General features: G+C 71.4%; 14 protein-coding genes and 1 pseudogene. 7 read left to right on the top strand and 8 right to left on the bottom strand.

What is annotated here, in order from left to right:
* The first annotated feature begins 7 nt into the window (after positions 1-7).
* Together pucL and ACLBWX_RS20145 are read left to right on the top strand one after the other, a co-directional pair.
* Positions 8-850, top strand: a complete 843-nt coding sequence (gene pucL, locus ACLBWX_RS20150; RefSeq protein WP_447678763.1) for a factor-independent urate hydroxylase — start codon at positions 8-10, stop codon at positions 848-850.
* 364 nt (positions 851-1,214) lie between these two features.
* Entirely contained in the window at positions 1,215-1,466 is a 252-nt protein-coding gene (locus tag ACLBWX_RS20145; protein WP_447678762.1) for a hypothetical protein, read from the top strand.
* A gap of 44 nt (positions 1,467-1,510) precedes the next feature.
* On the opposite strand, the gene ACLBWX_RS20140 is transcribed toward ACLBWX_RS20145, so the two are convergent.
* The 7 genes and pseudogenes from ACLBWX_RS20140 to puuE all read right to left on the bottom strand — a co-directional run.
* Positions 1,511-1,990, bottom strand: a complete 480-nt coding sequence (locus ACLBWX_RS20140) for a flavin reductase (RefSeq protein WP_447678790.1) — start codon at positions 1,988-1,990, stop codon at positions 1,511-1,513.
* Positions 1,991-2,082: 92 nt separating this feature from the next.
* The gene (rutD, locus tag ACLBWX_RS20135) at positions 2,083-2,862 is read right to left on the bottom strand and encodes a pyrimidine utilization protein D (protein ID WP_447678761.1); all 780 of its coding nucleotides are present in this window, start codon (positions 2,860-2,862) and stop codon (positions 2,083-2,085) included.
* Between the two features lie 9 nt (positions 2,863-2,871).
* Complete coding sequence (gene rutC / locus ACLBWX_RS20130) at positions 2,872-3,261, bottom strand: pyrimidine utilization protein C (protein ID WP_447678760.1); 390 nt, start codon at positions 3,259-3,261, stop codon at positions 2,872-2,874.
* A gap of 232 nt (positions 3,262-3,493) precedes the next feature.
* Positions 3,494-4,246, bottom strand: coding sequence for a pyrimidine utilization protein B (rutB, locus tag ACLBWX_RS20125; RefSeq protein ID WP_447678789.1), 753 nt, complete (start codon positions 4,244-4,246; stop codon positions 3,494-3,496).
* The gene (rutA, locus tag ACLBWX_RS20120; RefSeq protein WP_447678759.1) at positions 4,246-5,358 is read right to left on the bottom strand and encodes a pyrimidine utilization protein A; all 1,113 of its coding nucleotides are present in this window, start codon (positions 5,356-5,358) and stop codon (positions 4,246-4,248) included. Before rutA ends, rutB begins: the two co-directional genes overlap by 1 nt.
* Before the next feature lie 252 nt (positions 5,359-5,610).
* Entirely contained in the window at positions 5,611-6,261 is a 651-nt protein-coding gene (rutR, locus tag ACLBWX_RS20115) for an HTH-type transcriptional regulator RutR (protein WP_447678758.1), read from the bottom strand.
* 18 nt (positions 6,262-6,279) lie between these two features.
* Positions 6,280-7,170: pseudogene (gene puuE, locus ACLBWX_RS20110) on the bottom strand (allantoinase PuuE); the annotation flags it as partial.
* A gap of 224 nt (positions 7,171-7,394) precedes the next feature.
* Here puuE and ACLBWX_RS20105 point away from each other — a divergent pair.
* The 5 genes from ACLBWX_RS20105 (at position 7,395) to ureG (ending at position 11,757) form a co-directional block, all read left to right on the top strand.
* Positions 7,395-8,015, top strand: coding sequence for an urease subunit gamma (locus tag ACLBWX_RS20105; protein WP_447678757.1), 621 nt, complete (start codon positions 7,395-7,397; stop codon positions 8,013-8,015).
* 4 nt (positions 8,016-8,019) lie between these two features.
* Entirely contained in the window at positions 8,020-9,747 is a 1,728-nt protein-coding gene (ureC, locus tag ACLBWX_RS20100) for an urease subunit alpha (protein WP_447678756.1), read from the top strand.
* Between the two features lie 162 nt (positions 9,748-9,909).
* Positions 9,910-10,419 carry an urease accessory protein UreE gene (locus ACLBWX_RS20095; RefSeq protein WP_447678788.1) on the top strand — a complete coding sequence of 170 codons (510 nt, stop codon included), beginning with the start codon at positions 9,910-9,912 and terminating at the stop codon, positions 10,417-10,419.
* The gene (locus ACLBWX_RS20090; RefSeq protein ID WP_447678787.1) at positions 10,412-11,086 is read left to right on the top strand and encodes an urease accessory protein UreF; all 675 of its coding nucleotides are present in this window, start codon (positions 10,412-10,414) and stop codon (positions 11,084-11,086) included. Before ACLBWX_RS20095 ends, ACLBWX_RS20090 begins: the two co-directional genes overlap by 8 nt.
* Positions 11,087-11,109: 23 nt before the next feature.
* Positions 11,110-11,757, top strand: a complete 648-nt coding sequence (gene ureG / locus ACLBWX_RS20085; RefSeq protein WP_447678755.1) for an urease accessory protein UreG — start codon at positions 11,110-11,112, stop codon at positions 11,755-11,757.
* A gap of 103 nt (positions 11,758-11,860) precedes the next feature.
* Here ureG and ACLBWX_RS20080 read toward each other — a convergent pair.
* Positions 11,861-12,754, bottom strand: an 894-nt coding sequence (locus ACLBWX_RS20080) for a methyl-accepting chemotaxis protein (protein WP_447678180.1), incomplete at its 5' end; no start/stop codon positions are given.

Raw genomic sequence — 12,754 nt, 5'->3', positions numbered from 1 at the left:
ACCCATCATGGCGCTGACCAAGGCACGCTACGGCAAGGGCCGCGTGCGGGTGCTCCGGCTCGCCCGGGCCAGCGCCCGCCACGCGGTGCGCGAACTCACCCTCACGGTGCTGCTGGAGGGCGATTTCGGCGCGGCCTGGACGGCGGCGGACAACCGGCAGGTCATCGCGACGGACAGCATCAAGAACATCGTCAACGTCACCGCGGCCCAGTACGTCGAGGCCGAGACCGAAGCCTTCGTCGGACACGTCGCCGCCCTGTTCCTGGAGCGCTACCCGCAGGTCGCCGCCGTCACCATCGAGGCCCTGGAGACGCGCTGGCTGCGCCGGGTGGTCGACGGCGCGCCGCACCCCCACGCCTTCACCCTCGACGGCAACGGCCAACCCTTCGTCCGGCTGGTGGCCGACCGGGACGGGTCGGTGCTGCAATCGGGCCTGCGGGGCTACACCCTGATGAAGACCACCGAATCCGGCTGGTCCGACTTCGTCGAGGACGCCTTCCGCACCCTGCCGGACACCGACGACCGCATCTGTGCCACCAGCATGGACGCGACCTGGACCTGGACCGCGCCGCCGGAGGACCCGGTGGCGGCCAACGCGGGCATCCTCGACACGCTGATCACGGTCTTCGCCACCACCTACAGCGCCGGCGTCCAGGACAGCATGTACCGGATGGGCGAGGCGGTGCTGGCGGCCCGTCCCGACATCGCCGAGATCCAGTTCGCGATGCCCAACAAGCACTACATCCCGATGAATCTCGCGCCCTTCGGCATCGCCCATGGCGGACAGGTCTTCCTGCCCACCGACGAGCCCCACGGCCAGATCGAGGCCACCATCGGCCGCGCCGGCTGACGGGCGACCGTCCGGAGACCGGGGAAAGCGCTTCGGTCCCGGTGTCCCTGCGCGCGCCCGGCGGACCGCCCGGAGGGCGGCGCCTGTGCCGTGCCGCACCTGCCGCCCCAGGATCGTGCCAGTGCGCCGCGCGGGCTGCGGGAATAAGAGGCATTTGCACAAGCCACTGATCGGACGAGCGAAATTGTATCGCGCTTGCTCTGCGTGTCGCTGTCGGCCGGACTATTGCCGCCGCAACCGCACTTCAATTGCACAGTCGGAAAGCATTTGCTGTTGTTTCATTCGGCAGACATGCACAAATTCTAGGAACTCGACGGGTGTGCTTCGCGTCTCCACGGCACCCGTTCGATCCAGGATGACCGCCATGATCCATCGCCATCTCACCGCCGCCCTCGCCGTCGCCGTCGGCCTGTCCGCCTCGGGCGCCCTCGCCCAGAGCTACAATGCCCCCGCCGGCATCCCCGCCGCCGTGGCGCCGGGGGGCCTCGCAGGCCAGGCGGCCGCCCGCAATGTCGACGAATTGCGCGACGGCCGCGCTCGGGCCGCCGTTTCCCAGGGCTACCGGGACGAGACCGGCACCGGTTCGGTCCGCGCTCGCCGCGGCGACCGCTGGTAGGCCTCGCGCCTCGGCGCAGTCGGACCGCTGCGGCGAACCCGCCCTCAGGCGGCGGCCTCGCGCGGGGCCGCCGCGCCGAGCGGCACCGTGTGGTAGCCCCGGTCGGCGTAGACGAGCCCGGGCCCGTCGCCCGGCTCGGCGAGGCCCACGACCTCGCAGTAGAGCACGTCGTGGGTGCCCACCGGGTGACGGCCGACGATGCGGCAATCGAAGGCCGTCAACGCCCCGAGAAGGGCCGGCGCGCCGGTGACGAGGGTGGTCCAGCTGCCGGCTTCGAAGCGCGCCGCCATCGGCGTGCGGCCGCCGAAGGCGGCGGCGACGCCCGACTGGTCGTGCGCCAGGGTGTTGACGCAGAGGCCTTCGTTGGCACTGATCGCCGCGTAGGCGGAGGACGACCGGTTGATGCAGACCAGCAGCGTCGGCGGCCCGTCGCTCACGCTGCACACCGCCGAGGCAGTGAACCCCGCCCGCCCGCCCGCGCCGTCCGTGGTAACGAGATGGACCGCACTGGCCACGCGCGCCATGGCGCCGCGGAAGGCGCTCGCCTCGACGGCAAAGGCGTCGGCCTCGACGGATGGGGGCGCCGCCTCGCTCGGCCTCGTCTGGCTCACGGTGATCACTCCTGTCGGTCGAGGAACGCCACGAGCGTCCGGTTGAAGGCATCGGCGCGGGTGACGCTGTGCGCGTGGCCGCCGCTGGGGACCCGGTCGAGGTGCGCGTTCGGCAGGCCGCGCGCAAGGTCCTCCGAGCACAGATAGGGCACCAGGACGTCGTCTTCCGCTGCCATCACCAGGGTCTCGTGCCCGATCCCCTCGAGATCCGCCGTCAGGTCGAAGGCCTCGAGGGCGGCGATCCGGGCCAGCACGGTCTCGCGGCCGGGGAAATGCGCCAGGGCCTGCGCCTCGTCCTCGGCCACGCGGGCCGCGTTCCGCGAGAGCCACGGCGCCGGATAGAGGAAGATCGCCTGGGCGCGGACATAGGCCTCGGGGCTCGCCGCCAGCAGCACCTTGCGGGCGGCAAAGCAGCGCTTCGTCGCGGTATCCGCCTTGGCCCAGCCATTGACCACCGCGAGGCGGCCGACGCGCTCCGGATGGGTGCGGGCGAGTTCGAGGCCGATCAGCCCGCCGAGGGCGTGCCCGACGACGTCGCAGCGGGCGACGCCGCAGGCCTCCATCACCGCGAGGGCGTCGCGGGCCATGGCGGCGATGTCGTGGCCGGGTTCGAGGGGGCCGCCGGAGCGGCCGGTGCCGCGATGGTCGTAGGTGACGACGCGGAACCGCTCGGTCAGCGCCGTCATCTGCGGCGCGAAGTAGGCGGCCGAGCCGCCGAGACCCGGCGACAGCAGCACCGTGCGGTCGCCGGTGCCGTGCACGGCATGGTGGATCGCGCTGCCCATCGGGAAGCCTCAGGCCCTGCCCACATGCGCCACGGAGGCGATCTCCACCAGGGCGTCGGGCTTCACCAGCCCGCACTGGATGCAGTAGCGCGCCGGCTTCTCGCCGGGGAAATACGTGGCATAGACCTCGTTGATGGCGGCGTAGTCGGCCCAGTCCTTGAGGAAGACGTGGTTGAAGGTGACGTCGTCCATGGTGCCGCCCGCGGCGGTGACCACGCCCTTGATCGTCTCCAGCACGTGCCGGGTCTGCGCGGCGGCGTCGCCCACATGGACGACGTTCGCGTCCGCATCGAGGGGCAGCGTGCCCGAGACGTAGAGCACGCCGTCCGCGAGGGTGCCGGGCACGTAGGGCGCCAGCGGCTTGCCGGTGCCGGGCGGGACGATCACGGATTTGGGCATTCTTTTCGGTGCTCCTGGGGGGCGACTCGATCGGCCTGGACATGGGCCGGGCTGAGGGGTGGCGGGATGCGCGACCGGGCACCCATGCCGCTGATGGCTCGCTGCCGCACACGTCTGTCTCGGCCGTCCGGGCGAGCCTCGTCCACGGGCGGGTTCCTGCCCCGCAGAGGGGGAGGACATGCGCGATGCGGCCGCGCTGTGCGACTCGGACATCCTGGCAAGGGGCGGCCCCTTATTCCGCGGCCTCCGTTCGTCGAAGGTCCGGCCCCAGCGCCGCCTCGAAGGCGGCGACGTCCGAGACCCAGCCGAAGAAGGTCTCGATGTTGGCGAGCGCCCCCGTCTGCAGGGCCGGCGGGCCGGCCTGATGCGTGGCGTCGGCCAGCACGATGCCGAAATATTCGAGGAAGAAGCCGTCGCGCAGGGTCGATTCCACGCAGACGTTGGTGGCGATGCCGGTGAAGACCAGGGTGCGGATGCCGGCCGCGCGCAGCAGGCTGTCGAGCTGGGTGTTGTAGAAGCCGCTGTAGCGCGGCTTGCCCAGCACGATGTCGCCGGGCTCGGGCGCGAGGGCGTCCACCAGGGCGTAGTCCCAGGTGCCCCTGGCGAGCAGGCGCTCGTTCATGCCGGGCCGGGCGCGCATGGTCTTGAGGGCGTTGGACTTGTGCCAGTTCGGCGAGCCCGGCCCGCCGGCCTCGACGTAGTCCGGATCCCAGCCGTTCTGGAACCAGACGATCCGGATGCCGGCCGCCCGCGCCGCGCCGACCGCCCGGGCGATCTGCGCCACCACCGGCTCCGTGCCGGAGACGTCGAAGCCGGCGAGATCGAGGTAGCCCCCTTTCGTGGTGTAGGCGTTCTGCATGTCGACGACGATCAGCGCGGTGGCGCCCGCGTCGAAGGCGATGGGCTCGGGCCGGGCCGCCAGGGTGATGCCGCCCTGGCGCCCCTGCGGATCGGTATAGCCGGCGGGCTGGGTGGGGCCGTCCATCATGCCACCTTCGCCATCGGCTCGGCCCCCGCTTCGGCCCCGGCTTGGATGTGCGCGCGGCTCGTCATCAGAGGCTGGATGCGGGTGCCGTAGGCGTCGAGGCCCTCCAGGAAGTCGTCGAACACCAGGAGCACGCCCTCCGTGCCCGGCACGGTCGCGACCTCGTCGAGCATCCGCGCCACCTCGGCGTAGGAGCCCACCAGCGTTCCCATGTTGATGTTCACCGCCGAGGTCGGGTCGACCATCTGGCGCACGTTGGTGTCGGAGCCAGACTTGGTGTCGGCGGCGCCCTGGACCCCGAGCCAGGCGATCGCCTCCTGGTCGGCGCCGGCCTTGTAGTGCTCCCAGGTGGCCCGCGCCGCCTCGTCGGTCTCGTCGGCGATGATCATGAACAGCACGTAGGAGGAGACGTCGCGCCCCGTGACCGCCTTGGCGGCCTCCAGGCGCTCCACCGTCGGCGCGAAGGCGGTCGGGGTGTTGACCCCCTTGCCGAAGCAGAAATTATAGTCGGCGTACTGGGCCGTGAACGCCATGCCGGCGGTCGATTGCCCGGCGCAGATGATCTTCATCTCGGCTTGCGGGCGCGGGCTCAGGCGGCAATCGTCCATCTGGAAGAACTCGCCCTTGCGGTCGCAAGTCCCCGTTTCCCAGAGGTCGCGCAGCACCTGGGCGTACTCGCCGAGATATTCGTACCGGCGGGAGAAGTACTCGTCCCCCGGCCAGAGGCCCATCTGCGAATATTCCGGCCGCTGCCAGCCGGTGACGAGGTTAAGGCCGAAGCGCCCGTTCGAGATCGAATCGATGGTGGCGGCCATCCGCGCCGTGATGGCGGGGGGCATGCACAGGGTGGCGGCCGTGGCGAACAGCTTGATCCGGCTGGTGACGGCCGCCAGGCCCGCCATCAGCGTGAAGGATTCGAGGTTGTGATCCCAGAACTCGGTCTTGCCGCCGAAGCCCCGCAGCTTGATCATCGACAGGGCGAAGTCGAGGCCGTAGCCCTCGGCCTTCAGGACCACCTGCTTGTTCAGCTCGAAGCTCGGCTTGTACTGCGGTGCGTTCTCCGACAGGAGCCAGCCGTTGTTTCCGATCGGGATGAAGACGCCGACATTCATGGCAACCTCGCTCGCACGGGCCTGACCCGGATAAAGACAAGACTTTGAGAAAGCGTGACCCGGACCGTTCAAGTCCAGGGAGGGTCGAACACGGTGCGGAGACTGTGAATCGCCCCCGGCCGCTTCGATCCAAGCCTATTCGGACCGAACGGTCAAACTCTCCCGGGCGGTTTTCGGCCGCTTGCCGAAAATCTCTGCGGTCTGCCGGCCGTTTGGGCGCTCCCTGCCCAGGCCGGGGGCGGAGTTTCGGGGTCAGCGCAGGCCGAGGCCGGCCAGGATCAGGGCCTGGGTGCTGGCGACCACGCCTTCGAAGAAGTCCGGGTCGTCGAGGCCGCGCCCGGTCACGGCATCCACCTGCACGGCGAAATCGGCATAGTGCTGGGTGATCGCCCAGATCGAGAAGATCAGGTGATGGGGGTCGTGCGGGCCGATCCGGCCGGCCGCGCTCCAGCCCCGGATGATCGCGGCCTTGGCCGCGACGAGGTCGCGCAGGGGGCCCTCGAGTTCGGGCCGCAGCAGGGGCGCGCCCTGGACGATCTCCAGGCAGAACAACCGCGAGGCCTGGGGCGCGTCCCGCGACAGGGTGAGCTTGGCGCGGATGTAGCCCCGGAAGGCCGCGGCCGGCTCGCTGCCGGCATCGAGGGACTGGAGCGGATCGAGCCAGACCGCGAGCACCCGGCGCAGCACCGCCACGTAGAGCGCCTCCTTCGAGGGGAAGTAGTAGAGCAGGTTGGTCTTCGAGAGGCCGGCGCGCTCGGCGATGCCCTCGACGCTGGCCCCGTGCAGCCCGAGGCTCGAGAAGACGGCGAGCCCGGCATCGAGGATGGCTTCCCGCCGCGCCTCGCCGTCCTTGCGGCGGCGGCGGGCGGGAGGTGGGACGGCGTCCGTGCGGATCTCTCTCATGGCGGAGCCTCAGGCCGGCGGGTGGTGCCGGATCCAGTGCTCGGCGATATCGATGCGGCGGGCGACCCAGACGTGGTCGTGGGCTGCGATGTGATCGAGGAAGCGGACCAGGGCGCCGATCCGCCCCGGCCGGCCGATGAGACGGCAATGCAGGCCCACCGACATCATCTTGGGCGCCTCCGCGCCCTCTGCGTAGAGCGCGTCGAAGGTGTCGCGCAGGTAGGTGAAGACATGCTCGCCGGTGTTGAAGCCCTGGATCGCGGCGCATTTCATGTCGTTGGCGTCCAGCGTGTAGGGCACCACGAGGCCCCGGCCGCTGGGCTCGTCGATCCAGTACGGCAGGTCGTCGGCGTAGGAATCGGCGAGATACGTCATCCCGGCCTCGATCCCGAGGTCGAGGGTGTGGGGCGAGGAACGCCCGGTGTACCAGCCGCGCGGCCGTTCGCCCGTGAGCGCGGTGTGGATGCGGATCGCCTCGTCCATGTGCGCCTTCTCCTCGGCGCGGGTGAAGTCGCGGTAGTCGATCCACTTGAGGCCGTGGCAGGCGATCTCCCAATCGGCCTCGCGCATCGCCGCGGCGACGTCCGGGTGGCGGGCGAGCGCCGTGGCGACCGCGAAGGCGGTCACCGGGATGTTGCGCGCGCGAAACAGCCGCCAGAGCCGCCAGAACCCGGCGCGCGCGCCGTACTCGAACAGGGATTCCAGGCTCATGTGGCGCTGGCCCGGCCAGGGCTGCGCCCCGACGAGCTCCGACAGGAAGGCCTCGGAGGCCGCATCCCCGTGCAGGATGCAGTTCTCCCCGCCCTCCTCGTAGTTCAGCACGATCTGCACCGCGATGCGCGCGCCATCCGGCCAGCGCGGATGCGGTGGGGTGCGGCCGTAGCCGACGAGGTCGCGGGGATAGGTCAACGGCCGGCCCTTGGCTGCGGGTGAGGGACGGTCCCGCTGTTCGGCCGGGGAGCCGCGTCCTGTCAACCGGCGGGCGGGCCGCCGGGCGCTTGCGCTCGCTCGCCAGGGATGCATCCATGCGCGCCGCGTCGCCGAGGCGCGGCCCCGCCGCGCACGGTCCTTGCCTTCTCGGGCCCGAGACGTCCGCGTCAGAGACGTCCGCGCCCAAGCCCCGAGGTTCCCCCGTGCTCCTGACCCCACGCGAAAAGGACAAGCTCCTCCTCGCCATGGCCGCGCAGGTGGCCCGCAACCGGCTCGGCCGCGGCGTGAAGCTGAACTATCCCGAGGCGGTGGCGCTGATCAGCGACTTCGTGGTCGAGGGCGCCCGCGACGGGCGCTCGGTCTCGGACCTGATGCAGGCCGGCGGGCACGTGCTCACCGCCGCGCAGTGCATGGACGGCATTCCCGAGATGATCCACGACATCCAGGTCGAGGCGACCTTTCCGGACGGCACCAAGCTCGTCACCGTGCACCACCCGATCCGGGGCGCGGCCTCGGCCGAGGTGCCGGGCACCGTGACCACGCTGCCCGGCGAGATCGTCTTCAACGAGGGTGCCCCCCGCACCCTGTTGAGCGTGTCCAACGTCGGCGACCGGCCGATCCAGGTCGGCTCGCACTACCACTTCTACGAGGTCAATCCGGGCCTGACCTTCGAGCGCGAGAAGGCCCGGGGCCAGCGCCTCGACATCGCCCCCGGCACGGCGGTGCGCTTCGAGCCCGGCGTGACCCGCGAGGTCGTGCTGGTGCCGCTCGGCGGGAACCGGACCGTGTACGGGTTCCGCGGCGACGTGATGGGAGCGCTCTGACACCATGGCCACCCTGCCCCCCCGCGCCGCCCTGCCCCGCGCCGCCTATGCCGACATGTTCGGACCCACCACCGGCGACCGCATCCGGCTCGCCGACACGTCGCTGGAGATCGAGATCGAGCGCGACCACACCACCTACGGCGAGGAGGTGAAGTTCGGCGGCGGCAAGGTCATCCGCGACGGCATGGGCCAGTCCCAGGTCACCAACCAGGACGGCGCGGTCGACACCGTCATCACCAACGCGGTGGTCCTCGACCATTGGGGGGTGGTGAAGTGCGACGTCGGCCTCGTGAAGGGCCGGATCGCCAGGCTCGGCAAGGCCGGGAATCCGGACATCCAGCCGGGCGTCGACATCGTGGTCGGCCCCGGCACCGAGGTGATCGCCGGCGAAGGCAAGATCCTCACGGCCGGCGGCTTCGACAGCCACATCCACTACATCTGCCCGCAGCAGATCGACGAGGCCCTGTGCTCAGGGATCACCACGATGCTCGGCGGCGGCACCGGCCCGGCGCACGGCACCTTCGCCACCACCTGCACCCCTGGCCCCTGGCATCTCGCCCGGATGATCGAGGCGGCGGAGGCGTTTCCGATGAACCTCGCCTTCGCGGGCAAGGGCAACGCCGCGCGGCCCGAGAGCCTCGTCGAGATGATCCGCGCTGGCGCCTGCGCCCTCAAGCTGCACGAGGATTGGGGCACAACGCCCGCCGCCATCGACACCTGCCTCACGGTCGCCGACCTCCACGACGTGCAGGTGATGATCCACTCCGACACCCTCAACGAGTCGGGCTTCGTCGAGGATACGATCCGGGCGTTTGCGGGACGGACCATCCACGCCTTCCACACGGAGGGGGCGGGCGGCGGCCACGCCCCCGACATCATGAAGGTCGCGGGGCTCGCCAACGTGCTGCCCTCGTCCACCAACCCGACGCGGCCCTATACGAAGAACACCATCGACGAGCATCTCGACATGCTGATGGTGTGCCACCACCTCGACCCGGCCATCCCCGAGGACCTCGCCTTCGCCGAGAGCCGCATCCGCCGCGAGACCATCGCGGCCGAGGACATCCTGCACGACATCGGCGCCCTCTCGATGATGTCCTCGGACAGCCAGGCCATGGGCCGGGTCGGCGAAGTCGTCATCCGCACCTGGCAGACGGCGGACAAGATGAAGCGCCAGCGGGGCGCGCTGCCGGGAGACACGAGCGGGAACGACAACCTGCGCGCCCGCCGCTACGTGGCGAAATACACCATCAACCCGGCCATCGCGCACGGCGTCTCGGCGCATGTCGGCTCGGTGGAGCCGGGCAAGCTCGCCGACCTCGTGCTCTGGACGCCGGCCTTCTTCGGGGTGAAGCCCGACCTCGTGATCAAGGGCGGCGCCATCGCGACGGCCCCGATGGGCGATCCCAACGCCTCGATCCCGACGCCGCAGCCGGTGCATTACCGCCCGATGTTCGGGTCCTTCGGCCGCGTGCCCTTCGCCACCGCCCTGACCTTCGTGTCGAAGGCGGCGATCGAGGACGGCCTCGGCGAGCGCCTCGGGCTCCAGAAGCGCCTCGTCGCCGTGGAGAACGTGCGCGGCGGCATCTCGAAGAAGAGCATGATCCTCAACGACGCCACCCCGACCATCGAGGTCGACCCCGAGACCTACGATGTCCGCGCCGACGGGGAACTCCTGGTCTGCGAGCCCGCCGAGGTGCTGCCGATGGCGCAGCGGTACTTCCTGTTCTGAGCCGGTGCGGCTCCGCCGCGGGGGAGCGCACGTTCGTAGAAACCGGCCCCTGTCCCGGGGCGCCCATCTTGGACGAGGATTGCGACCCTGGCCCCCTCGAACCCGACCTCTCAGGCCGCCGCCGCACCGCGCGAGACGCCGCCGAACGCCCATGCCCCGGCCCTGATCCGCGCCACGAGGGTCCTGCGCCGCGATGCCCTGTCCGGCGAGATCGTCGACCGCATCGTGCTCGACCACGGCGACCGGCACCGCCGGCGCCTGGCGATGCGCACCGCCGGCGGGCTGGCGTTCCTGCTCGATCTGCCGGAGCCCACCGTGCTCGACGACGGCGACGCCCTGGTGCTGCAGGACGGGCGCCTCGTCTGGGTCGAGGCCGCGCCGGAGCCGCTGCTGGAGATCCGCGCGCCCGACGACCACGCCCTCAAGCGCCTGATCTGGCACATCGGCAACCGGCACATCCCGGCCGAGATCGGGGCCGACGCCGTCTATATCGGCTTCGACCACGTGCTCGCCGAGATGGTGCGGGGCTTAGGGGGCAGCGCCGAGGCGGTGGAGCGCCCGTTCCGGCCGGAGGGCGGCGCCTATGCGGGCGAGGCCGCCGGCCATCACCACCACGGCCACCACCCCCACGGCCACCACCCCCACGACGGGCATCACCACGACCATGATTGAGGCCCTGCGCCTGATGGCGTGGCTGTCGCCGGGCTATCCGGTGGGCGCCTACGCCTATTCGCACGGGCTCGAGGGCGCGGTGGAGAGCGGCGAGGTCGGCGACGAGGCCTCCCTGACGGACTGGCTGGCCGACGTGCTCGAACACGGCTCGGGCCGCAACGACCTGATCCTCCTGGCCCAGGCCCACGCGGTGTCGCTCGCCGGGGATGCGCGGGCGCTGGCCGAGGTCAACGAGCTCGCCCTGGCGCTGGCCCCGTCGCGCGAACTCCACCTGGAGACGAGCCAGCAGGGCCGCAGCTTCCTCGACGCCACCGCGGCGGCCTGGAGCACGCCCGGCCTCGACTCCCTCGCGGCCAGCCTCGACGGCGCGGTGGCCTATCCCGTCGCCGTCGGCCTCGCGGCGGGCGCCCACCGCATGGCGCCGGCCCCGGTGCTCGCCGGCTTCGGCCTCGCCTTCCTGCAGAACCTCGTTTCGGCGGCCCTGCGCTGCGCGCCCATCGGCCAGAGCGCGGGCACCCGGGTCATCGCCGCCCTGACGCCGCGGGTGACGGCGCTCGCCGGCACGATTCCGGGCCTGACCCTCGACGATCTCGGCAGCGCCACCCTGAATCTCGACCTCGGCTCGTTCCGGCACGAGACCCAGTATTCCCGGATCTTCCGCTCCTGAGGCCCCCTCTTGAGGACCCTGCCATGATCTCCGCCAACGGCACCTCTCCCAACGGCCCGCTCCGCGTCGGCATCGGCGGCCCGGTCGGCTCCGGCAAGACCGCGCTGATGGAGCAGCTCTGCAAGCGCTTCCGCGACACCTACGAGATCTGCGCGATCACCAACGACATCTACACCAAGGAGGATGCCCGCCTGCTCACCGTGGCCGGCGCCCTGCCGGAGGAACGGATCATGGGCGTCGAGACCGGCGGCTGCCCGCACACGGCGATCCGCGAGGACGCCTCGATCAATCTCGCGGCGGTGGCCGAGATGCGCCGGCGCTTCCCGAAGCTCGACCTGATCCTGATCGAGTCCGGCGGCGACAACCTCGCGGCGACCTTCTCGCCGGAGCTCGCCGACATCACCCTCTACGTCATCGACGTGGCGGGGGGCGAGAAGATCCCCCGGAAGGGCGGCCCCGGCATCACCCGCTCGGATCTGCTCATCGTCAACAAGACCGACCTCGCCCCCTTCGTGGGCGCGGATCTCGGCGTCATGGAGGCGGACACGAAGCGCATGCGCGGCGCCCGGCCCTACGTGTTCTCGTCGCTTCGCGACGGCCACGGGGCGGATGCCATCGCGCGCTTCGTGGTCGAGGCCGGCGGCCTGGACCAGCCCGTTCGCCGGGCCTGAGACGCCGAAGGGCCCGGATCGCTCCGGGTCCTTCCTGTGCCGAGCGGCGTGTGGCCCCGGGCGGCGCTTTTCAGGCGGCGCGTACGGTGGCCGGGGGCCGCTCTCAGGCGGCGCGTACGGTGGCGAGGAAGCGCTGGACCTCGGCGCTGAGATGCTCGGACTGGCGCGACAGCTCGGAGGCGGCGCCCAGCACCTGGGCGGCGGCCGCGCCCGTCTCCTCGGCCGCGCCGGCCACGCCCGCGATGTTGGTCGTCACCGCCCCCGTGCCCTGCGCCGCCTGGGCCACGTTGCGCACGATCTCCTGGGTCGCCGCCCCCTGCTCCTCCACCGCCGCCGAGATCGAGGTGGCCACGCCGCTGATCTCGCGGATGCGCGCCGCGATCCCGCCGATCGCCTCCACCGCCTGGCCCGTCGAGCCCTGGATCTGGGCGATCTGCCCGCCGATCTCCTCGGTGGCCCGCGCCGTCTGGTTGGCCAGCTCCTTGACCTCGGCCGCCACCACCGCGAAGCCCCGCCCCGCCTCGCCGGCCCGCGCCGCCTCGATGGTGGCGTTCAGCGCCAGCAGGTTGGTCTGGCCCGCGATCGAGGTGATCATCGTCACCACGTCGCCGATGCGCGCCACCGCCGTGTTGAGGGTCTGCACGAAGGTGGCGGTCTGGGCGGCCTCGGCCACGGCGGTCTGGGCCATGGCGGCCGAGTTGCTGACCTGGCGGCCGATCTCCTGCACCGAGGAGCCGAGCTCCTCGGCCGCCGCCGCCACGGTGTTGACGTTGCAGGCCGCCTCGTCGGCGGCCGCGGCCACGCTGGTGGACTGGTTGGCCGTCTGGGTGGCGGTGCCGGCCATGCTCTGGGCGGTGGCCTGCAGCTCGGTGGCCGAGCTCGTCACCATGCTGATGATGCCGCCCACCGCCCCCTCGAAGCTCTCGGCCATCGCCCGCATCGCCGCCTTGCGCTGCGCCTCCGCCCCGGACCGCGCCAGAACCGTCTCCTCCTCGAG

Source organism: Methylobacterium sp. M6A4_1b (genome assembly GCF_053345175.1).
The sequence above is the reverse complement of the archived record's forward strand: the minus strand, read 5'-3'. Positions and strand labels throughout refer to the sequence as shown.